Annotated in this window: 18 protein-coding genes; 10 read left to right on the top strand and 8 right to left on the bottom strand. The window is 45.2% G+C overall.

Annotated features, from left to right (window positions below; all coding sequences use genetic code 11):
• Positions 1 to 6 precede the first annotated feature (6 nt).
• Together ftsH and rsfS are read right to left on the bottom strand one after the other, a co-directional pair.
• Positions 7 to 2,139 carry an ATP-dependent zinc metalloprotease FtsH gene (gene ftsH / locus KYK27_RS02700; protein WP_199108515.1) on the bottom strand — a complete coding sequence of 711 codons (2,133 nt, stop codon included), beginning with the start codon at positions 2,137 to 2,139 and terminating at the stop codon, positions 7 to 9.
• Between the two features lie 65 nt (positions 2,140 to 2,204).
• Complete coding sequence (rsfS, locus tag KYK27_RS02695) at positions 2,205 to 2,579, bottom strand: ribosome silencing factor (RefSeq protein WP_162427586.1); 375 nt, start codon at positions 2,577 to 2,579, stop codon at positions 2,205 to 2,207.
• A gap of 49 nt (positions 2,580 to 2,628) precedes the next feature.
• On the opposite strand from rsfS, the gene KYK27_RS02690 reads away from it, so the two are divergent.
• On the top strand, positions 2,629 to 3,378 hold the full coding sequence (locus tag KYK27_RS02690; RefSeq protein ID WP_199108514.1) for a biotin--[acetyl-CoA-carboxylase] ligase: 750 nt from the start codon (positions 2,629 to 2,631) through the stop codon (positions 3,376 to 3,378).
• 86 nt (positions 3,379 to 3,464) lie between these two features.
• Here the strand turns inward: KYK27_RS02690 and KYK27_RS02685 are convergent, their stop codons facing one another.
• Positions 3,465 to 4,976, bottom strand: a complete 1,512-nt coding sequence (locus tag KYK27_RS02685) for a T9SS type A sorting domain-containing protein (protein WP_199108513.1) — start codon at positions 4,974 to 4,976, stop codon at positions 3,465 to 3,467.
• A 492-nt stretch (positions 4,977 to 5,468) separates the two neighbouring features.
• Here KYK27_RS02685 and KYK27_RS02680 point away from each other — a divergent pair, with 492 nt between their 5' ends.
• The 4 genes from KYK27_RS02680 (at position 5,469) to rlmB (ending at position 11,404) form a co-directional block, all read left to right on the top strand.
• Positions 5,469 to 6,077, top strand: coding sequence for a T9SS type A sorting domain-containing protein (locus KYK27_RS02680; RefSeq protein WP_199108512.1), 609 nt, complete (start codon positions 5,469 to 5,471; stop codon positions 6,075 to 6,077).
• A 240-nt stretch (positions 6,078 to 6,317) separates the two neighbouring features.
• Positions 6,318 to 9,290, top strand: a complete 2,973-nt coding sequence (locus KYK27_RS02675; protein WP_199108511.1) for a DUF2723 domain-containing protein — start codon at positions 6,318 to 6,320, stop codon at positions 9,288 to 9,290.
• Between the two features lie 87 nt (positions 9,291 to 9,377).
• The gene (locus tag KYK27_RS02670) at positions 9,378 to 10,613 is read left to right on the top strand and encodes a GWxTD domain-containing protein (RefSeq protein WP_233150219.1); all 1,236 of its coding nucleotides are present in this window, start codon (positions 9,378 to 9,380) and stop codon (positions 10,611 to 10,613) included.
• Positions 10,586 to 11,404 carry a 23S rRNA (guanosine(2251)-2'-O)-methyltransferase RlmB gene (rlmB, locus tag KYK27_RS02665; protein WP_199108510.1) on the top strand — a complete coding sequence of 273 codons (819 nt, stop codon included), beginning with the start codon at positions 10,586 to 10,588 and terminating at the stop codon, positions 11,402 to 11,404. Before KYK27_RS02670 ends, rlmB begins: the two co-directional genes overlap by 28 nt.
• 876 nt (positions 11,405 to 12,280) lie before the next feature.
• Here the strand turns inward: rlmB and KYK27_RS02660 are convergent.
• The gene (locus KYK27_RS02660) at positions 12,281 to 13,357 is read right to left on the bottom strand and encodes a mannose-1-phosphate guanylyltransferase (RefSeq protein WP_199108509.1); all 1,077 of its coding nucleotides are present in this window, start codon (positions 13,355 to 13,357) and stop codon (positions 12,281 to 12,283) included.
• A gap of 9 nt (positions 13,358 to 13,366) precedes the next feature.
• Positions 13,367 to 14,338 (bottom strand): SIS domain-containing protein, encoded by a 972-nt coding sequence (locus KYK27_RS02655; RefSeq protein WP_199108508.1) that lies wholly within the window; start codon positions 14,336 to 14,338, stop codon positions 13,367 to 13,369.
• A 68-nt stretch (positions 14,339 to 14,406) separates the two neighbouring features.
• Here KYK27_RS02655 and recQ point away from each other — a divergent pair, with 68 nt between their 5' ends.
• Both recQ and purD read left to right on the top strand, forming a co-directional pair.
• A complete protein-coding gene (recQ, locus tag KYK27_RS02650) occupies positions 14,407 to 16,584 on the top strand; it encodes a DNA helicase RecQ (RefSeq protein ID WP_199108507.1) in 2,178 nt (725 codons plus the stop codon).
• 194 nt (positions 16,585 to 16,778) lie between these two features.
• Entirely contained in the window at positions 16,779 to 18,068 is a 1,290-nt protein-coding gene (gene purD, locus KYK27_RS02645) for a phosphoribosylamine--glycine ligase (protein WP_199108506.1), read from the top strand.
• A gap of 78 nt (positions 18,069 to 18,146) precedes the next feature.
• On the opposite strand, the gene KYK27_RS02640 is transcribed toward purD, so the two are convergent.
• Positions 18,147 to 18,563: a BrxA/BrxB family bacilliredoxin gene (locus KYK27_RS02640; protein WP_304608381.1), complete on the bottom strand. Its 417-nt coding sequence runs from the start codon at positions 18,561 to 18,563 to the stop codon at positions 18,147 to 18,149.
• 308 nt (positions 18,564 to 18,871) lie between these two features.
• Between KYK27_RS02640 and KYK27_RS02635 the strand changes: the two genes are divergently transcribed.
• Positions 18,872 to 19,210, top strand: a complete 339-nt coding sequence (locus KYK27_RS02635; protein WP_199108504.1) for a hypothetical protein — start codon at positions 18,872 to 18,874, stop codon at positions 19,208 to 19,210.
• 123 nt (positions 19,211 to 19,333) lie between these two features.
• Positions 19,334 to 19,741: a hypothetical protein gene (locus tag KYK27_RS02630; protein WP_199108503.1), complete on the top strand. Its 408-nt coding sequence runs from the start codon at positions 19,334 to 19,336 to the stop codon at positions 19,739 to 19,741.
• Positions 19,742 to 19,980: 239 nt separating this feature from the next.
• Here KYK27_RS02630 and KYK27_RS02625 read toward each other — a convergent pair whose 3' ends face one another.
• Positions 19,981 to 20,145 carry a hypothetical protein gene (locus tag KYK27_RS02625; protein WP_199108502.1) on the bottom strand — a complete coding sequence of 55 codons (165 nt, stop codon included), beginning with the start codon at positions 20,143 to 20,145 and terminating at the stop codon, positions 19,981 to 19,983.
• 419 nt (positions 20,146 to 20,564) lie between these two features.
• A complete protein-coding gene (locus KYK27_RS02620; protein ID WP_199108501.1) occupies positions 20,565 to 21,314 on the bottom strand; it encodes a hypothetical protein in 750 nt (249 codons plus the stop codon).
• Between the two features lie 255 nt (positions 21,315 to 21,569).
• On the opposite strand from KYK27_RS02620, the gene KYK27_RS02615 reads away from it, so the two are divergent.
• The gene (locus KYK27_RS02615; protein ID WP_233150218.1) at positions 21,570 to 22,592 is read left to right on the top strand and encodes a glycosyltransferase family 9 protein; all 1,023 of its coding nucleotides are present in this window, start codon (positions 21,570 to 21,572) and stop codon (positions 22,590 to 22,592) included.
• The last annotated feature ends 101 nt before the right edge of the window (positions 22,593 to 22,693 follow it).

Below are 22,693 nucleotides of genomic sequence, written 5' to 3'. Positions count from 1 at the left end.
GTTGTCTCAAGCTGTTGTTCTTGAATTGAAGTTGTCTTCGTGTTCAGCAGTAGGCTGGCCGTTTTCAAGCGGTGCATCCGTTGCGTTACCATTCTGCTGCGGAGACTGTTCCGCTTCTTCCAGCTCACCAGGATGTGTTTGCTCTACTTCACTTTTTGTCTGGCTTCTGTCTGTGCCGGCTGTATGTGCCTGGTACGTAGTCAGGGCTTCAAACGGGCGTGGACCAACCAAACGCTCCAGGTCGCTCTGGAACAGGATTTCTTTATCAAGTAACTCCTTGGCTATTATTTCAAGCTCGTTGCGTTTCTCCATCAGTAACTCTTTCGTGCGCTGGTAAGCAGAGTCGATGATAAGGCGCACTTCGTTATCTATAGTTTCGGCGGTTGCTTCTGAGTAAGGCTTGTTGAACTGCATATCAGACTGCTTCGAATCGTAGAACGAAACGTTACCGATCTTCGCGTTCATACCATACATAGTTACAATACTGTAAGCCATTTTAGTGATACGCTCCAGGTCGCTCAGGGCACCTGTCGAGATCTTGCCGAATACGATATCTTCAGCGGCACGGCCACCAAGCGCCATACACATCTCGTCGATCAGCTGCTCTGTAGTATACAGGAACTGCTCTTTCGGTAAGTATTGCGCATAGCCCAACGCAGCAACACCACGCGGAACGATACTTACTTTTACCAACGGATCGGTATGCTCCAGAAACCAGCCTGCAATAGCGTGACCAGCTTCGTGGTAAGCTACAATTTTCTTTTCTCCCGGAGAGATGATCTTGTTCTTCTTCTCCAAACCACCAATTACACGGTCAACGGCATCGTTAAAGTCCTGCATTTCCACAGACTTTTTATTGCGGCGGGCAGCAATCAGGGCTGCTTCGTTACAAACGTTTGCTATTTCGGCACCGGCAAAACCAGGAGTCTGGGCAGCCAGCTTACGTGCATCTACATCAGGGGCAAGGGTAAGCGGCTTTAAGTGTACATCAAATATCTCGGTACGGCCGTTAATATCCGGTTTGTCTATACTCACCTGGCGGTCGAAACGACCCGGACGAAGTAAAGCAGAGTCCAGGGTATCAGGACGGTTAGTAGCTGCAAGAATAATTACACCTGAATCGGTTGCGAAACCATCCATCTCCACAAGCAGGGAGTTCAGCGTATTCTCGCGTTCATCATTACCACCTGGCACCTGGCCACGGCTACGGTGACGACCAATCGCATCGATCTCATCTATAAAGATGATACAAGGTGCTTTAGCTTTAGCTTGTTTGAAAAGGTCCCGCACACGGGCAGCACCCACACCCACGAACATCTCCACAAAGTCGGAACCTGAAAGAGAGAAGAACGGAACGTCGGCTTCGCCGGCAACGGCTTTTGCCAACAAGGTTTTACCTGTACCCGGAGGGCCAACCAGCAACGCACCTTTCGGTATTTTACCACCAAGTATAGTAAACTTAGAAGGGTTTTTCAGGAATTCAACGATCTCCTGCACTTCTTCTTTTGCTTCTTCCAGGCCAGCCACATCCTTAAATGTGATTTTTACCTTGTTCTCAGCATCAAATAAAGCAGCCTTTGATTTACCAATGTTAAATATCTGGCCACCTGAACCACCAGCTGTAACGCGGCGCATCAGGAACCAGAAACCAAATAGTAATAAGATCAGGAAACCCCATGTTGCGAAGAAGTCCATAAAGCCGGTGCGCTCTTCCGGGTAAACCGGTACGCGCTGCTCACGTGGCACATCTTTCTGCAGTTCCGCCATATCCTCGTTAAAAATTTCCGGAGAAATAATCTGGAAGTGGTATTGCGGACCTTTGTCTACTGTTAGAGAACCACGGTCAGAGAGTTCCTGCTTATACTTCTCGTTTGCAAGGGCTTCGTCTTTCAGGTAAATCTCTACGGTTTTATTATTAACGATCGCTACTTTGCTCACGTCGCCACTCAGCAGCATTTCCTCAAAGTCTCTCTGCGAGGTCTCCACCGAAGAATTGCTCCTGTTAAGGTAGGTCAGCCCAAAGATCACCAGAATAAGCACGGCAAGCATCCATAACTGCATGGTAGGGCGTGGCGGCGTGTTCGGGATCAGAGGCTTCTTTTTTTTGTTATTATTGCCTTTATTATTTTTTTCTGCCATGGTTTAATTATCAGGTATTTGAAGAACACCGGCTTGTATAAAATGTTTTAACAGCCCGGGGTTAGTTAAACTGATTCTACGTGCTGAATACGGGCATCGCCCCATAATTCTTCCAGTGCGTAGAACTCGCGTTTGTCTTTCAGGAAAATATGTGCAACAACATCTACATAATCCAGCAGTACCCACTCGTTATTAGTGCGGCCTTCGCTTTGCCAGGGGTTCTGTTTTGTTGCTTTAAAAACTTCTTCTTCTATTGCGCTGGCAATAGCGTCCAGTTGAGTATCAGAGTTTGCGGATGCTATGATAAAGTAGTCTGAAACGGCATTCTTAAGTGATTTAAGGTTCATTACGACAATATCGGCTGCCTTTTTTTCCTGCATACCTTTTACTACAAGCTCTGCCAATATGTCTGAATTAGCCTCAATCTTACTATCTTTCATTTGTGCTGATTAAATTTGAACTACAAAAATATTAAATTTTGTCAAAATTATGTTGCCTAATACGCTGTTTATAGGCCGGCAGCTCTACTGTCTGTCGGTTTGTGAATCAACTAACTCCGAGGCCCAACAGCTTCTTATCAAAAATAAAGCCACAGAAGGCTGCACGGTGCTTACCTCAGAACAAACAAAAGGACGTGGTCAGCGGGGCAATAATTGGGAGGCTGAGCCGGGTAAAAACATTACGCTTTCGGTTATTCTGTCACCTGTTTTTCTTCCTGTCAGGCAGCAGTTTTACCTTAACATGGCGGTGTCGCTTGCTGTGCTGGATCTGCTGCACGAATACGGCGCTACCGATGCCAGGGTTAAGTGGCCTAACGATCTGTATTTTAAAGATAAGAAGCTTGGCGGGATTTTAATAGAAAATACCATAAACAGCCATTCTTTACAACACAGTATTGTCGGGATTGGTTTAAATATAAATCAACTCAATTTTGATGTAAATACAGCCACATCGCTCTCCGTCATAACCGGCACAACTATAAACCTGGAAGAGATTACCACCAGGTTGCTGGAACTGCTGGAGAAACGCTACCTGGAGCTACGTAATGTGCGCCATGCCAAATTAAAGTACGAATACCTGCAGGCACTGTACCGCTACCAGGAAGTGCATCGGTTTATAGTTGATGGCAAACGTACCGAAGGCTGTATAGTTGGTGTAGACGAAGACGGCAGGCTGGGCGTGGAACTGGACGGCGAACTACGCTTTTTTGATTTTAAAGAGATCATTTATATCATCTGAACTATAGTTTGTTTGCCGCGCAAAAAAGGGAAGAACTATAGTTGCTTCCCTTTTTTATACTTCGGCTTATGAAGTGTGCGGCCTTCTTATTGTATGATCAGTTTCTGCGTCTGTTTATCAGTGCCTTGCAGCAGGTTTACCACATACATACCTTTAGGTAGCTGCAGTTCCGGTAACGATACCTCAATTTCGCGGCTTCCGGCTGCCACCTGGTGTACCAGCATAACGCGCCCGCTCATATCCACAATCTGCAGCACGCCTCCGTTTACATCAGCCCCTGTACCTAAAACCGAAACAGTAACTATAGTGCCAAGTGCCGGGTTAGGATATACTGCAAATTTTCCGCCGCCAGGTAAGCTGCTTAGTTTTACAGCGATCGTTTTACTATAGTCCTGAGTGCCATCGAAATCGACCTGGCGCAAGCGGTAATAGAAAGTGCCGGTGCGGCTCACATGGTCTGTATAGTTATAGTTCTGCTTCACGCTGGTAGTTCCGGCGCCATCAACTGATCCTATCTGTTCAAAGCTTTTGCCATCCACGCTTCGTTCCACTTCAAAGCGGTCGTTGTTGCTTTCGGAGGCTGTTTCCCATTTCAGTTCTATACCACTTGGAGTTGCTTTGCCTTTAAACGAGAGCAGTTCCACAGGCAATGGAGCAATAGGAGAGTCTTCTTCGCAGGTAACAGTGTTAAAGCCGGTAACTATTGTTTCGGCGCTTGTAGCCAGGCTTATAGTAAAGCTTTCTTCGGGGTTAAAGGCCGCAGTAGGCATCGTAAAAGTAAAATAATCTATGTTGCCGTCTGTATAGCCGTTTGTGTTCTGGGCCTCGAAAAGCAGAATGCCATCGGAGTAAGTAGCTTTGTATTTATAGTTGGCATGGTAGGCACTACCATTGTTATCGCTTACTATAGTTACGCCAGCAGGTGCGCCCGGTACTTCGATGGCAACACTGGTTACATTTTCGGCTGTGTTGTTTTGTATAGCAAACTGGAGGGCAGTTGTTCCATCACCATTATCTGTAGCGCCGGTAAATCCGAACACGGCTGCGCCCAGGTCTATGCGGCATTCAGGCATTGCGTTTTCTGGTGTAGTAGGTAAAGGAGCGCAAACTCTGTGGTCGAAGGTAATGTTGCTTGGTGCTGCTCCGGCCACTTTGGCCTGTACTCTTATCGCACTAAGTTTATTATAGTCTTCAACAGCAATCGGGTACTCAAAAGTATAGCTTGTTCCATGGCTGATATTGGTTTGTTGTTTGGCTGTAAATTGTATGGCGTTATAGTCTGTCGCGATTTTGTTGCTTTTGCCGCTCTTCCCATCTTCTACGGTAAAGTCCGGTTGAGAAGCAAAATAGTTAGAGGGTTCGTCTGCATCAGATCCTTCGGGTAGCTCAAAAGCAATATATTCCAGGCGGGCGTCACAGTTTACAGTTAATGTGTAAGATAAGATGTAGGTATCTGCATCGTGCCGCGTGGCACCGTTGAGGCTATAGTTTAAGCAACCGTCTGTGATGCTGCATCCGGATGGTTGCTGATCGTCCTGAGCGCTAACCGTTTGCAAGGCCAGGAAAATCATTAGTAAAGAAAAAATATAGGGTTTCATGTAGATCTAGTTCATAGGGTAATCTTTAATAAGTTTAATATTTGCTCTAACGCGACTGTTTTTGCCTAGTTGCACTATAAGCTATAGTTATAGCTACAGTGCAATCATGTTCTTGATTTAGTATTATTAAATGATTTAAATTTGAGCTGTATAGGCTTCCTTATATATAATTAAGCCTGAATGTAGTGGTGTGGTATTATAACTATAGTTGGTTGTAAAATTGGATTGTATTAGTCAGGTGTGTTGGTATAGTTATATTTATGGTATTTGGATGAGTTTTTCCTTGCCGGGCTGATCAGTAAATAAAGGGAGGGTTGTGGTCTTTGAGAATAACAGGCATTATTTTTGAATAAGTAGGTGAGGAGGCAGAGAGACTGCACCTTTTAGAAAATGTTCGCCATATTTTCAGATAGAAAATAGTATATATTCAAGCTTTTACATTATATTTGATTTTCTGGCTGATCTATAGCTTGTTAAAACTGAAGAGCCTATATGAAGACTTTTACAAAAATATTATTTATATCCACACTGGTAAGTTCGTACTTGCTGGGCTTTACAGCCATAGCTGCGAACGCTATCAGCAACAGCGTTGAAGAAGGTGTTGCACCAACCTATAAAGATGGCAGCAAAATCTGGAAGCTAAAGCAGGAGAAGAAAGGAGGGCTTGTGGTATCAGCGCAAAATGCACGCCCTGTGTTTATAACTTCTGATGCAGACCATACCTGTTCGCAAATTTATGCAGCTGCCGTAGCGCCATCTTTCCATGTTGAAGTGCCTAAAGCGGAGAAAAGCCTGTATGCATCGGTTGTGCTGGCTTCGTTTATGCCGGGCCGCGATGTAAAAACGGTACCTTCTATCAACGCTTATCCAAATCCATCGAAAGGATATACCCGCTTAACACTTTCACAGTCAGGCGGCGACAACTATAAGATCAGGATTTCGAATACCATAGGTCGTGTGATTTTTACAAAAGACCTTGCTTCTACAGAGGCAAAAGAGATTACACTGGATATGAGTCCGTACCCATCAGGTGTTTATTTCTATAGTTTACTTGTTAACGACAAGACCGTAGAAACCAAGCGACTGATCCTTCAAAAGTAATTACCCCGTGAACGATATATTTATAAGAAGCCGGCCTCAGGTCGGCTTTTTATGTGTAGAGGAAAAAGGAGTTTAAGAAGTGAGAAGGTTTGGACTTTAAAAGATGTAGATAAGCAATCCGTTGCCTCTTACACTTTCCATAAATCAACAATTTAGCAATCCAGCAATTTAACAATCAACAATTATATCTGTACGCTTCACATATTTTAGTATTTTCGGGGCGCAATCCTAATAATTACCATGACAGACTATCGAAAGATAAATAACCTTGTAGGTTGGGTCGTATTTTTTATCGCGACCGTTGTGTATGTGCTAACCCTTGAGCCGACGGCCAGTTTCTGGGATGCCGGTGAGTTTATTGCCTGCTCTTACAAACTGCTGGTGCCGCACCCTCCGGGAGCTCCGTTTTACCTGCTGGTAGGCCGTATGTTCTCTATGTTTGCCGGCGACCCGTCGCAGGTGGCATGGTGGGTTAACCTGTTATCTGCCCTGTGCAGTTCTTTCACGGTGCTGTTCCTGTTCTGGACGATCACCATTTTTGCTAAGAAATTACTTATAAAAGAAGGCGAAGCCCCTACTGCTGGCAATATTCTGCTGGTAATGGGTGCCGGTGTGGTAGGCGCGCTGGCCTATACTTTCTCTGATTCTGCCTGGTTCTCTGCTGTAGAAGCCGAAGTTTATGCCATGTCGTCGTTCTTTACCGCTATCGTTTTCTGGGCAATGCTGCGCTGGGAAGAAAAGGTTGGTGAAGCACATTCTGATAAATGGCTGGTGCTTATTGCCTACCTGGTTGGCCTTTCGATCGGTGCCCACTTACTAAACCTGGTAACTATTCCTGCGCTGGCATTTATTTATTACTACAGACTATATAAGCCAACGTTAACAGGTGGTCTTATTGCCTTTGGTATCAGTGCTGTTATAGTTATGGCAATCCTTTGGGGTGTAATTCCGGGGCTGCCATCTGTGGCAGGTAGAGTAGAGGTATTCTTCGTGAACTCGCTTGGTATGCCGTTCGGCTCCGGACTGATCATATTTGTTATACTTGTAGTTGCGGCTATCGCCTATGGTATTACATATTCTATCAAGCATAACAAACGCGTATTAAACACTGCCTTGCTAAGCCTTGTTTTTGTACTGATTGGCTACTCTTCTTACATGATCATTCCGATCCGCTCGTCTTATGATCCAACTATCGATGAGAACGATCCGGACGATATTATGAGCGTGGTGTCTTACCTGAAGCGCGAGCAGTACGGCGATCGTCCTTTACTATATGGCCCGCAGTACAACGCACAGCCAATTGGCCAGGAAGAAGGTGGCAAGCGTTTTATTAAAGGAGATAAAAAATACATCGAGACAGAGCCTAAAATTGAGCCTGTGTACGATGATAAAGACCTGACGCTGCTGCCACGTATTTACAGCGACAACCCGCAGCACATCGATGAATATAAAAAGTGGGTAGACCTGCGCGAAGGTCAGACGCCAACGTTCGGTCAAAACATGAGTTATTTACTGAACTACCAGCTGGGGCATATGTACTGGCGCTACTTCCTGTGGAACTTTGTAGGCCGTGAAAGCGATGTGCAGAATGCCGGTGTGGTTTGGTTTGTTGATAATGAGCCCGGTTTGCCGGAGCAGGTTGCCGAAAGCAAAGCCCGTAATAATTTCTTCGCCCTGCCGCTTATCATAGGTATACTTGGTTTAATATACCAAGTACGAAAAGATGAAAAGAATGCCTTTATAGTTGGTCTGTTATTCTTCTTTACCGGTCTGGCCATTGCGCTTTACCTGAACCAGCCTCCATCTGAACCGCGCGAGCGAGACTATACTTTTGCCGGCTCTTACTATGCATTCAGCATCTGGATTGGCCTGGGTGTGGTTGGTCTGGCTGCTCTATTGGAAAAAGTGTTGCGTGGCGATGCCACCCGCGCCGCTGTGGCTACCATGCTATGTTTGCTGGTGCCTGGTATTATGGCTGCCGAAGGTTGGGATGATCACGATCGTTCCAAGCGTTACCAGTCTGTAGACTCTGCCCGCAACCTGCTCGATTCTGTAGCACCAAACGGTATCCTCTTCACCAACGGCGATAACGATACGTTCCCGCTTTGGTATGTGCAGGAAGTGGAAGGCTACCGTACTGACGTGCGCGTGGCCGTGCTAAGCTACCTGAACACTGATTGGTATGTAGAGCAGATGATGCGTCCGTCTTACAAATCAGCGCCGTGGCCGCTTACACTGGGTATTGAAAACTACCGCCAGGGAACAAATGATTATCTGCCTTTCGACCAGAAACCGCAGGTAGCTGCCGGTATCGATCTGAAACAGTTTATAGACCTGGTAAAGCAAAACCACCCTGCGCTGCAGGTGCAGTACGGTGCGGGCAATACACTGCTGACCTTCCCGACGAAGACCTTTGTGCTAAATGTAGATAAGGAAAAAGTTGATAACATGAACTTTATTCCGGAAGAGAAAGAAGGGGAGATAGTAGATCAGATGAAGTGGGTGATCAACAAATCGTTGCTCGAGAAAAAGCACCTTGTTATGCTGGACCTGCTGGCTACCAACAACTGGGAAAGACCTGTGTACTTCTCCACTACAGTTAACAGTGCAGATTTCATCGGGTTATCAGAGTACTTCCAGCTGGATGGTTTGGCATGGCGCATAGTTCCGGTTAAAACATCTGCGGATAAAGACCAGGGCTTCCTGAGTTCGCCTGGTTACCTGAACAAAGAGGTTATGTACAATAACCTGATGAAGGAATTCCAGTTCCGCAATTTTGATGATCCGAGCATTTTCTACGATGAGAATTACTATCGTTTCACAGCAAATGCCCGTGATAAATTTGGAAAGCTGGCTGCAGCATATCTGGCAGATGGTAATAAACAACGTGCAAAAGAACTGGTGGATTACTGCTTTAAGGTAATGCCTCTGGAAACCGTTCCTTATGATTACTATACGCCGCAGTTTATAACAATTTATGCTGATTTAGGTGACGAAAAGAAAGCAGAAAAACTGTTGAACGATATGGCTAAAAGTTCTGGCCAGGCTTTAAATTATTACCTATCAAAAGGTGCGCTTTTTGATATGGAAATACAAACCAACCTGCTTGTAATGCAGCAGCTGGTGTTTGCTGCCCAGGAACTGGGTATGCAGGAGCGTGCCCTTGAACTGGAGCGACAGTTTACACAGTACCTGCAAAGTATGCGTCGTTAAACAAAAAATAGTATTTTACAGTAGAAATAGGCCGGGCTGCTACACGCAGTTCGGCCTATTTTATTTATACCTTTTAATACATCAGGTATGGCTCCGAAAGCGGTAGTTTATAGTTTACTTTTAAGCATAAGCTTAGCCGCATCCTGCGGGCAGGTATCCAGACCCGGGCAGCAGTCATCTGCACCCAGCCAACGTGCGGCTCCCGCGCCAGAAGTAAGCATGCAATATACATGGCGCGCCACTCCCGATAGCGTACATTTTTACCTGTCCTTTTACGATGTCAGCCGCCTGATGGAGCTGCATCGTACTGCTTCAAGGCTGACTTACCTGGTTAGAGGAGAAAATAGTGAGGTGCTGCTGAAAGATACAGTGCAGGTTGCAGAACAGGCTGGTGCTGGTAACAAAGAAGGTGTCTGGATGGACATTACTGTTCCTAAAGCTATCGTTGAGAGCCCGAATATTCTGCACTTTAAACTATGGCAGCGGTTTGCCGGAGAAGCCAGTGTACATTCTGATTTTAAAATTGACCTTCAACCGGGTATGCTCGGTAAAACTGCCCTGCTGGTAAATGCCGGTACAGGTAAGCCGCTTATTCAAAGCTATATCACCACTTCTGATTCGCTGGTGCTGGAGAACCCTGACACGACAGCCACTATGCAGGTTTTTTATTTTAGCACTGAGTTTTCACCTGCTCTGCCACCGATGTCTCAACGCCCGGAACTGCAACCAAAAACAATTCAGCCACTTGATTCACTAACTATAGCCCCGCAGGATACGATAACGTTTGAGAAAGAAGGACTATACCTGCTGTGGGCCGGAACACCTTATGCAAAAGGACTGCTGGTAGAGCCATGGAGCTATCCGATGGTGACAATGGCGAAAGAAATGCTACAGCCTCTTATTTATCTTACTACATCTGTAGAGCGCGAAAAACTATTTAAGGCAAGCGATCCTAAAAAAGCGGTAGACGATTTCTGGTTAAGTGTAGCAGGCGAGAAGCAACTTGCCCGTGAGTTGATCCGCACCTATTATGGCCGTGTAGAGCATGCTAACAAACTTTATACCTCGCATAAGCCCGGCTGGACCACCGACCGCGGCATGATCTATATGATCTACGGACCACCGAGCGATATCAGCCGAGTAGCCAATACAGAGACCTGGATCTACCGCGAATCAGATATGCAACCGTATACCAAGTTCGTTTTTACGAAAAAACAGAATAACTTTACCGAAAATCATTATGAGCTGATACGGCGTCGTGAGTACGAAGAAAGCTGGTACAGCGCAGTTGCAAAATGGAGAGCAGGAATAACAGATATGTGAGCGGTGGCAGCTACGGCAGGCCAAGAGCTCCGAAAGAAGATAAATTAGAGATGATATTCGGCTCCCGGCCAATATTAGAAGCCATGCTGGCTGGCAAAGTGCTGGAAAAGATATTCTTGCTGCGTGGGGCCAAAAACCCAACCACCGATGAAATTATAGCTGAAGCCAAGAAACTGGACGTGCCTGTAGTTACCGTTCCGGTTGAGAAGCTGAATAACCTTACCCGTAAGAACCACCAGGGAGCGGTAGCATTCATCTCTCCGATCACATATTTGCCGCTGCACGAAATTGTAACTTCGCTTTTCGAGAAAGGTAAAACACCGTTGCTGCTTATTTTAGATCGCGTTACTGATGTGCGTAACTTCGGTTCTATTGCCCGAAATGCAGAATGTATGGGTGTGGATGCGATCGTAATACCTAGCCGTGGCGGTGCACAGGTAAACGCGGATGCTATGAAAACATCGGCGGGTGCGCTTAACCTAGTGCCTGTTTGCCGCGAGCCAAACCTGAAAGAAACGATAGACTATCTGAAAGATTATGGTGTGCAGATCGTAGCTTGTACCGAAAAAACAGAAGAGAACCTGACAGACGGTAAAGTAGACATGTCTGTCCCTACTGCTATTCTGATGGGTAGTGAAGAAGACGGTATCTCTCCGGAGTATCTGAAGCGTGCCGATGCCAGAGTGCGTATTCCGCTGATGGGTCAGATCGGTTCTCTAAACGTATCTGTGGCCACTGGAATTATTCTTTACGAAGCTATGAGTCAGCGTTTGCGCGAAGCTAATAACTAAAAGATTCAGTGATATTCTTTACTGCAGGCTGCCCTCAAAAGGCAGCCTGTTCTGTTTCATAGTATTGCTTATAGTTGCTTGACTAAGAAGTGTGCGTAGCTGCTATAAGTGTTTGGGCTAAAGTCCTGTCATATTACTTTTGTCATTTCGAACGCAGAGAGAAATCTATCTCAGCTTATAGTTCTATGGTTTGCTATAGTTGCACTTCGAACCAAGCCTTCTTTTAAAATAACCTTTACTCCTGGGAGCTCTACTCACCTATAGTTGTCATAATTGGCTTTGGTGCCCTCACGGCCGGGAGGCCCCGTCTTCGGGCATCGCGCTGCTACTTTCTTACTATCCTCCTGCGTCGGATTGCCTGGCGGCACCGCAACAAAGCAAAGGCGCTCCACTCAAAGACTGAGAAGTTTCTCATAGCTATAGTTTGTCTATATTTTGAAAAGATAAGCTTCGAGATTTATCTGCTTTATAGTTTCGAAGGGACAGGTAAACCTGCCCTGTTCTTGGGCTGTAACTATGAAACTATAGCTTAGAAATTGGTAATAACAAGATAGTCCCCTTGAGGGGACTATAGGGGTGTTAAGGTAGTAACTATAAAACAATACTTCTAACTATAGCTATAGCCCAAATTCCCCTCTCGGGAGGGGCAGGTGTGGGTTAATTGTCAACTATAGAACTATAACCCAAACTATAGCAAGGCTGTAAAGCTCCTCGCCTTAGACAAGGAGGGGATAAAGGGGTGGTTAGACTACCGAAACTATAGCAAAAGCCCAATCCTGCAAATCCTTTAACCCTGCAAATCCTGATTCAGACAAAACAAAAAGAGCTGAAACGAATGACCGTTTCAGCTCTTTTTAATACTTAGTCAACTATAGATTAAATATAGTTCTGACCCTTTTTATACTTGGCATCAGCTGTGAAATCTTTTACTTTCTGCTCTTCTTCCAGCTTACAGATCATCAGTACATTGTCGTGCTCGGCAATAATGTAGCCTTCTAAACCCTGCACTACAACCAGGCGATTTTTTGGTGTTTTAATGATGCAGTTCTTCGTATCGTAGAGCATTACATCGCCATCAATCACATTTGCCTGCTCATCCTTATTGCTGATAGTGTATAGCGAGTTCCAGGTACCCAGGTCTGACCAGCCGATATCAGCTAAAACCACATAAACGTTATCAACCTTCTCCATTATGCCATAGTCAATCGAGATGTTGCGGCAATGTGAGTAGGCTTTAACTATAAAGTTAGATTCCTGGTCGGTGTTATATTGGGTGTTACCTTCTTCAAAGATCTCCGAAATTTCGGATAAGTGCTGGCGGAAAGCGTTCAGAATGCTATTTACACTCCAGATAAAAATACCGGAATTCCACACAAAGTCCCCACTGTTCAGGAACATCTGCGCAAGCTCCAGGTTAGGTTTCTCGGTAAAGGTTTTTACCTTTTTAATAGGCTGATCACCATCGGCAATGAACTGAATGTAACCATAACCGGTATCAGGGCGGCTTGGGGTAATGCCTAGGGTTATCAGCACATCGTCGGCAGCAGCTGCTTCCAGGGCAGTGTTAATTACCTGATTAAAAGCCTCCTGTTTCAGTACCACGTGGTCTGAAGGCGCAACTATAAGGTTAGCGTTCGGGTTGATCTGGGCAATTTTGTAAGATGCGTAAGCAATACACGGTGCCGTATTACGCCCAACTGGCTCCAGCAGGATCTGGTTATCGCTTAGTTGCGGCAGTTGCTCTTTTACCAGTTGCTCATAGTCCTTGTTGGTAACTATAAAAATGTTTTCAACCGGGCAGATCTGCTCAAATCGCTTCATCGTCATCTGAAGCATTGTTTCGCCTATACCCAGCACATCATGAAATTGCTTTGGGTAGTTTGTACGGCTGAATGGCCAGAAACGGCTTCCAATGCCGCCTGCCATTATCACCACATAGGTGTTGTTGTTCATGGGTAGTTTTTATACAAGTCCTTCTTTCAGGAGGTCGTGCAGGTGCACAAAACCTTCAAATTTTCCGGAGTCGGTTACAATTAGTTGAGTTATATTTTTCTCCTGCATAATGGCCATTGCTTCAGCAGCATAGTGGTCCGGTTCTATAGTTAGCGGAGAGGCAGTCATGATATCAGTGGCAATTATACCTTCTGTTGATTCATATTTGTCCAACATACGACGTAAGTCGCCATCGGTTATAATCCCAACCAGCTCATCTGAGTTTTCTTTTACTACAGCCGTAGCACCCAGTCTTTTAGAAGATATTTCGATAATAACCTGTCGTAATGATGCGTTCTCTGTAACCTTAGGTGCCTGGTTCTGCCTGTAAATATCTTCTACTTTTAAGTAAAGACGTTTGCCCAGCGAGCCACCCGGGTGCAGGCGTGCAAAATCGGAGCTGCTAAAACCACGGGCTTCCAGCAGGCAAACGGCCAGCGCATCGCCAAGGGCAAGAGCAGCGGTGGTACTGGTGGTAGGGGCCAGATTATTAGGGCAGGCTTCGCGTTCTACGTTGGCATTCAGCACAAAATCAGCGCTTTCGGCCAGGTAAGAATCGATGCTTGATACGAGTGCTACCAGCTTGGAGCCTTTGCGTTTAAGCAACGGAACTAAAACTTTGATCTCAGGTGTATTTCCACTTTTAGAGATACAGATGACAAAGTCTTCGGGCTGTATCATGCCCAGGTCTCCGTGGATGGCATCGGCAGCATGCATAAACAGGGCAGGGGTGCCGGTAGAGTTTAAGGTTGCTACGATTTTTTGGGCTATATTAGCACTTTTACCGATCCCGGTTACAACTACGCGCCCTTTTATGTTTAAAATAGCTTCGACGCAATTTTGAAAATCTTCGTCGATAAAATCTGCCAGTCTGGCGATAGCTTCGGCCTCAGATAGTAAGACTTTTTTTGCTATTTGGGTTATATTATTAATTAGATTCAAGTTAAATTTGTGTTAATGTACTCTTATTTGAGTACGTTGCAACCTTACTTATTTTTTGCAGGAATTACATGTCACTTACAGAGGTCAATCTCAAGAACAAATTAAAGGAAGTTTTTGGGTATAATCAATTCAGAGGAAATCAGGAGCTGATAATAAACAACATTATCAACGGAAAGAACACCTTTGTGATTATGCCTACAGGCGCCGGCAAGTCGTTGTGCTATCAACTGCCTGCTTTGTCGCTGCCGGGTACGGCCATCGTTATCTCGCCGCTTATCGCCCTGATGAAAAACCAGGTAGATCAGCTGAATGCCTTTGGCGTTAATGCCCAGTTCCTTAACTCTACGCTTTCTAAGTCTGAGATAAACAAGGTTAAAAAAGAAACACTGGCCGGGGAGGTAAAGTTATTGTACGTGGCGCCGGAGTCGCTTACCAAAGAAGAAACTATAGAATTCCTGCGCAGCTCTAACATCTCGTTTGTAGCGATAGATGAAGCTCACTGTATTTCGGAGTGGGGGCACGATTTCCGTCCGGAGTACCGCCGCATCCGTGGCATTATTGACCAGATAGGCAACCTGCCGATTATTGCACTTACCGCTACAGCCACGCCAAAAGTACAGCTGGATATACAGCGAAACTTACAGATGGATGAGGCTTCTGTTTTTAAGTCGTCGTTTAACCGTACCAACTTATACTACGAGGTACGCCCGAAGCACAAGACGAAAAAGCAGCTGATCCAGTATGTAAAGAAAAATAAAGGCAAAAGCGGCGTAGTATACTGCCTGAGCCGCAAAAAAGTAGAAGAAATTGCCGAGCTGCTTCGTGTGAACGATGTAAAAGCCCTGCCTTACCATGCCGGTCTGGATTCTCATATCCGTATGGCTAACCAGGATGCTTTCCTGAACGAAGACTGCGATGTGATCGTGGCAACTATAGCCTTCGGGATGGGTATTGATAAGCCGGATGTGCGCTTCGTGATCCATTACGATACCCCGAAATCTATAGAAGGTTATTACCAGGAAACGGGCCGCGCCGGGCGTGACGGACTGGAAGGTAACTGCCTGATGTTCTATAGTTACGATGATATCGTCAAGCTCGAGAAATTTAATAAAGATAAGCCGGTAACCGAACGCGATAATTCAAAACTGTTGCTTCAGGAAATGGCTTCTTACGCTGACTCGGCCGTTTGCCGCCGTAAGCAGTTGCTGCATTACTTCGGGGAAGCCTACGAAAAAGACTGCGGTTTCTGTGATAACTGTTTGCACCCGAAAGAGCGTTTCCAGGCGCAGAACGAAGTAGTAAATGCCCTGAAAGCAGTTGAGCAAACAGGAGAGCGCTTTACTATAGAACATATTACTGCTGTACTTACCGGCCTGCGTAACCAGCATGTAAGTAGTTACGAGCATGATACCCTGGAAGTGTTTGGCATTGGCAAAGAGCAGGATGTACAGTTCTGGAGTTCGGTGTTGCGCCAGGTGCTGTTATCGGAATACCTGGAAAAGGATATCGAGAATTTTGGCGTTGTAAAGCTGACAGATAAGGGCCGTAATTTTATAGTTAACCCGCAGCCAATAGAGCTAACCAAAGACCACAACTTTGAGCAGGAGGTAAAAGAAGACGAAGAGAATGAGCAATCACAAGCTGCTGCCGGCCACGACGAAGTGCTTTTCGACTTACTGAAAAACCTGCGTAAAAAGCTGGCAAAAGAAAAGAACCTGCCACCGTACGTGCTGTTCCAGGACCCGTCATTAAAAGAGATGGCAACTGTTTACCCGACCACTAAAGAAGACCTGGCGCATATTGCCGGCGTGGGTATGGGCAAGGTGCAGAAGTTCGGTAAGCCGTTCCTGGACATGATCACGAAGTATGTGGATGAAAACGACATTGTTACCGCTGCCGATGTGGTGGTGAAAACAACCGTTAATAAATCCAAGATCAAGATCTATATTATTCAGCAGATAGATAAGAAGGTAGACCTGGAAGAGATTGCGTCATCTAAAGGCCTGACCATGCAGGAACTGATAGAGGAAGTAGAACACATCTGTTATTCCGGCACCAAGCTTAACCTGAACTATTACATCAACAATGTGTTGGATGATGAGCGCCAGGAAGAGATCTACGATTACTTTATGCAGGCCAGCACTGACAATATTGCTGTAGCCCTGAAAGAACTGGGCACCGACGATTATACAGAAGAAGATCTGCGTTTAATGCGTATCAAGTTCCTGAGTGAGTACGCGAACTAATTTTTTTATTAGCGATAGAATTTATGAAAAGACCGTTGTAATAAAGCAGCGGTCTTTTTGTTTTAAAGTAAACTATAAGCTGAAGCAACTATAAAACTATAGTTTGTGCTGCACACGCAACTATAAATTTATAACTTCGCAGCAGCACTTTTAAAGAACGCTTAGTACAGCAATCAACAACCAGCAATTAAACTATGAATGTACTGATAATCGGATCCGGCGCCCGCGAGCATACGATAGCCTGGAAACTGAAGCAGAGTGAATATTGTGAGGAAGTATTTGTGGCACCTGGCAACGCCGGAACCATGCAGTTCGGAACACACGCCACCGTTGACATCCATAACTTTGAAGAGGTAGCTAAATTTGCGACCGACTTTAATATTATGATGCTTATAGTTGGACAGGAGAACTCGCTGGTAGAGGGCATTCACGATTATTTTCAGGAGAAAGAATACCTGAAGCACATATTGGTTATAGGTCCTAAAAAAGCCGGCGCTATGCTGGAGGGCAGCAAAGATTTCTGTAAAGCCTTTCTGCAGAAGTACAACATCCCCACCGCCAGTTACCAAACCTTTACCGAAAATACCTACCGTGAAGCTGTAGAATATCTGCGCAACCATAATTACCCGGTGGTGCTAAAAGCGGATGGCCTTGCTGCCGGAAAAGGCGTTATCATATCTCCGGATTTTGAACATGCCCTGGATGCTTTGGAAGATATGCTGCGCAACAAGCGCTTTGGCAATGCCGGTGCTAAAGTAGTGATAGAGGAGTTTCTGGATGGTATTGAAGTATCCGTATTTATCCTGACAGACGGGAAAGAGTACGTGCTGCTACCGGAAGCAAAAGACTATAAACGCATTGGTGAAGGCGATGCTGGCCTGAACACTGGTGGTATGGGCGCTATTTCGCCGGTACCGTTTGCCGATGAAGTATTTATGCAGAAGGTGAAGGAGCGCGTGATACAGCCAACTATAGCTGGTTTACAGCAAGAGGGCTTAGAGTACTCCGGTTTCCTATTTATCGGGTTGATAAAAGTAAACAACGAGCCTTATGTAATTGAATATAATGTACGCCTCGGCGACCCTGAAACCGAAGCCATTTTACCGCGCATTAAATCTGATCTGTTTGAACTGTTTAAAGCGTTACACGATCATACGCTAGCAGACTATAAGCTGGATGTTGATCCGCGTACTGCCGCTACGGTTTTCCTGGTTTCAGGCGGTTACCCCGAAGGTTTTGAGAAAGGGAAAGAAATTTCCGGTTTAGATCAGGTGAGCCCGGATGTGTTGGTGTTTCATGCTGGTACTAAAATGGTGAGCGATAAACTGGTAAGCAGCGGCGGCCGTGTAATTGCTGTAACTGCCCTGGGCGATACGATGGAAGAGGCGCTGGCCAAAGCAAACCAGGCTGCCGAAACTATAACCTGGCAAGGCCGCTACTACCGCCGCGATATTGGGTTTGACCTGAAGCAGGAAAAAGTATAGAAACGATAGATTGAACTATAAAAACAGAAAGGCCGGTTGCATCAACCGGCCTTTCTGTTTAAAAAAGTAAGCTTATAGTTAGCAGTAAGCCTCGAAAGCGCCTTTCAGGTTATCTACAATACGGTTAAGCTCGTTGCCTTCAATGTGGTAACGCTCAATCATGTGTACCAGCTCGCCATTTTTAAACAGCGCGATAGATGGTGATGACGGAGGATAAGGCAGCATATACTCACGTGCTTTCGCAACTGCATCAGCTTCCATGCCTGCAAATACCGTGATCATTTTATCTGGCTTCTGATCAGTAGATGCCACAGCCATTTTAAGGGCAGGACGCGCCTTAGATGCCGCACAACCGCAAACAGAGTTAATAGCCACTAATACTGTTCCTTCTTTAGTAGATAGCGCCTGCTCTACTTCTTCAGGAGTCATTAGTTGTTCAAATCCTGCTGAGGTAAGATCCTCGCGGATAGGTGCAACCATATATTCAGGATACATTCCCATAATCGTTCTTAATTAAGATTAAACTACAACTGCAAATTTACGAAATAATTAGCAGATGCGAAGATGATCTATATCACCAGTTTAAATCCGGCAGCGTTTTTAAAATATTGTATTGTGCGAACTATAAAAAATTGCATTGTTTTCTGAATTAATACGTTGCGTAAAACCCTTTTTATAGTCGTAAGTATATGGGTGTATGTGATAAACGTCTTTAGGTTGGTCGGTGGTTTTTTGGATTAAACCATAAAATTTTTGGCTATGGCAGGAGAAGGATTTCGGACGCTAATTATACAACCAGATTTATGCTACATCACCCTTATCAGCTTCCGCAGGTTTGTTATTTTTACCTGCCCACTCTAAACGGTAAGCCCGCCGAAGTAATAGCAGTGCTTAATTGCGCCTCAGATACTATTTATATTCCGGTTCCTGAAGAAGATGTGCAGTTACATGCCTTTTTCCAGCGCAGCATCACTCCCGCCGAAAGCAGAGGCTTCGGTAACGAGCCAACATGGCGCATTTTCACAACATGGTGCGAACTGGAATCAGATCACATTAAATACGGTGTAAATCTGGCTGTTATAGATATGCTGCTGAACTGCCGCGATAGTAAACCCCTAAAAGATCACCTGGCAGTGGCTTAGCGCCTCTAATTTTGCTTTTACCTGAGCAAGTAACTTACCTTATATGCTGCTTTGCGTAACTTATAAAAGGCTTTAAAGTGGTCGGAATATTACTACATTAGGCCTGTAATAACTGGCGGTAGCATGTTCGAGTTTGAAAATAATTACCTTCTGCTTTGGGTAGATGAAACTATACACCTGATGTACAGCGACTGGCAGCGCCCCGTAACGAGCCAGGAATACAGAGAAGGCAATACTTTATTGATCGAGCAGCTGCGCGAAAAAGACATACAAAACTGGATTGCAGATTCCTCTAAACTGGGTGATATCTCGCAAGAAGATGAGCGATGGACCCTGCAGGAATTGATTCCAACTATAGCCAATACAAATCTTTTAAAGCTGGCCCGCATAGCCGGTGAAGATACCGGAAGTCATGCCAAGTTTGAACAGTTTGTCAGACGCGCTGAACCTATTTCCATTGGTAACTTACAAGTGAGGCAGTTTATAACTTACAAAGAAGCTGCCGATTGGTTAGGGGAGATTCCAGTGTAATGTATAGTTAGCTTATTGATCTTCATTTAGGCTTGGCAGTGTACTACTCCTGCTAACGTCAGGGTTATAGTTTAACTCTCTTACTTGTCATTTCAAGTGTTAGCCGAAGGATCTACTTGTTCAATAATTCCTCTTTTGTCATTTCGAGTGAAGCGAGAAATCTATCTCAGCTTATAGTTGAAACCTCCCATATTTTGAATCAAGCCTTTTCTTTCAAATTACCTTTTATCCTGGGAGCTTTACTTGCCTACAGTTCTATAGTTAGCTTTGGTGCCCTCACGGCCGGGAGGCCTCGTCTTCGGGCATCGCGCTGCTGCTTTCTTGCTATCCTCGCTCTGCTCGGGTTGGCTTCGCCACCGCAACAAATCAAAGGCGCTCCACCCAAAGACTGATACATTTCTCATAGTTACAGTTAAACTATAGTTTGAACCTGCTCGCTTCGATATTTATCGTGGCTATAGTTTCAGAGGGGACAGGTAAACCTGTCCTGATCATGTGCTGTAACTATAGAACTATAGTTTATAAATTGGCAATGGCAGAATTGTCCCTTTGAGGGGACTACAGGGGTGTTAATGCACTAAATATAGAACGTTTGCCTGAGCTATAGCAACAGCAGCAATTCCCCTCTTGGGAGGGGCAGGGGTGGTTAAAATACCAACTATAGAACTAAAGATCTAACTACAGCAGTAACCTAAAACTCCCCGCCTTAGCCAAGGAGGGGATAAAGGGATGGTTGGGACCACCGAAACTATAAAACGATAACCCCAACTATAGCAAAAGCCAAAATTCTACTCACGAAAGCGACGGGCTGCAATTTATTACGCTACCTATCTAAATTTCTTCCTCCCACATTAATCACGAACCCTACTGAAAACACAGAATAGGCTGCGGTAAGGGTTTTCCGGTTTTTAAGGCCGAAGGTGGTGCCGCTGGTGTATTGCAATTGTACTGATGGGTTGAGCGTCAGGCGGGTATAAAAAATGGGCTCCAGGAAAATATTGTCCTCTTCGGTGGCAGGCTCGTTGTTAAGCTTGTAGTCGTGCATGTTAACGTAGCTGGCGCGCAGGGCCGTGCCATAGTTCAGCGGAAACTCGCGGTTTAACAGCACCAGCGACTTCTTCTTTTTTGAAGTGAAATTAACCTGCACAAAATATTTGCTGAAGTTGGCTTCGTGGCGGGTATAAGTCATTTCGCCGGTTTCGCTGTGCTCATCCTTGTCGGTTCGGTCACTGGAGCCACCGCCGTAACCAGCATACACTTCCAGTATGCGTCTGCCGTCCGGGCCAAAAGTTGTAAAGTAACCACCGCCAGCTTCTAATAAATTATGTCGCAGATCTCGCTTGCGACGCTCGCTGTTGAGCATAGAACCGTTAAGCACCACTGCAAAATGGTCCGACACGGCATAGGCGGTATTAAACGTGATGTTACCTTTGGGCGTGATGTGGCCGCCGGCGCTTAGTTCACCTTTTTCGGTAAACATAGGTACGTTGGGCACATTGGGCATGTAGGTAGATACGCAACCTGATAACAGGACTGTAATCCCGAAACTTAAGAATAGTAAAGATTTTTTCATGTGATTATGTTGGCAAGAGAAATTAACTCCCCGCACATCCTTCTTTTAAATTAATTCTCTTTGACCGAGTAACTGATGCTACAGCAATAGTCCTCCGGATTAAGACTCTCAACGATGCATTTTACAAAATATTAAGTATAGCTATGCTTCATTTTTTACAAATTTAGTAAACGGAAACCGGAGTTATAGTTCATCATAGTTTAAGTCTGTTTTTTGCCATTTTCAACTCTTGGGTTTAAACCGTAATTTTGCCGGATGCAGCAACCTGAGATCAAGAAAGTACTTATTATACAAACCGCTTTTCTGGGTGACGTCGTGCTTGCAACCGCACTCGTTGAAAAACTATATGCCGCTTACCCTGGTGCTCAACTTGATTTTTTGTTAAGAAAAGGTAATGAAGGATTGTTGAAAGGACATCCTCTGCTGCGCCAGGTTCTGATCTGGAACAAACTCGAAGGCAAGTACAAAAGTCTCTGGAAACTGCTGCGCCAGGTCCGCTCCGAAAAATATGATGTGGTAATTAATGTGCAGCGCTACGGCGCTACCGGCATGCTCACCGCTTTTTCAGGTGCAAAGCAAACGTTTGGCTTCGATAAAAATCCATTCTCACGTTTCTTCACGCGCCGGTATACCCATAACATGGAGAATGGCAGCCACGAAGTAGAGCGAAACCAGTTACTTATCAGTAGTATTACACAAGGGCCGGCCACCAGGCCTAAACTATACCCAACAGCCCAGGACTACGAAAAAGTACAGCCACTCAAAACCGTACCTTTTATAACGATAGCTCCTACATCAGTTTGGTTTACAAAGCAATACCCGGCCGAGAAGTGGGTAGATCTGCTTAACAGCCTGCCTGCCAACTATAAAGTTTACCTGTTGGGCTCGCCAGCCGATAAAGTTCATGCTCAGGAAATAATAACCAGAGCGCAACATCCAAACATGGAAAACCTGTGCGGGCAATTGAATCTTTTACAGTCGACCGCCCTTATGCGCGATGCCATACTGAACTATGTAAACGATTCGGGTCCGATGCATTTGGCCACTTCGGTTAATGCGCCCACCTGCGCAGTGTATTGTTCTACAGTGCCGCGTTTCGGTTATGGCCCGCTTGCTGACTTTGCAAAGATCGTAGAGAAGGAAGAACCGTTATATTGCCGGCCATGTGGGTTGCACGGCTACAAAGCCTGTCCCGAAGGCCATTTTAAATGTGCCCATGATATCCGTAACGAGCAACTTTTACATGTCTTAGAATTGGCCGAAGCTGCGCAATTATAGTTTCTGCAATTCAAAATTCGGCATTCAGAATGCATAATTTACCTGAACAGAACACCGTTATAGTTGTTGATTTATAGTTACAAGTATAAAATATAGTCTAT

Source organism: Pontibacter populi, from assembly GCF_019336435.1.
In the GTDB taxonomy this organism is placed as follows: Bacteria; Bacteroidota; Bacteroidia; order Cytophagales; family Hymenobacteraceae; genus Pontibacter; species Pontibacter humidus.
This window is presented reverse-complemented; position numbering and strand designations above follow the sequence as displayed.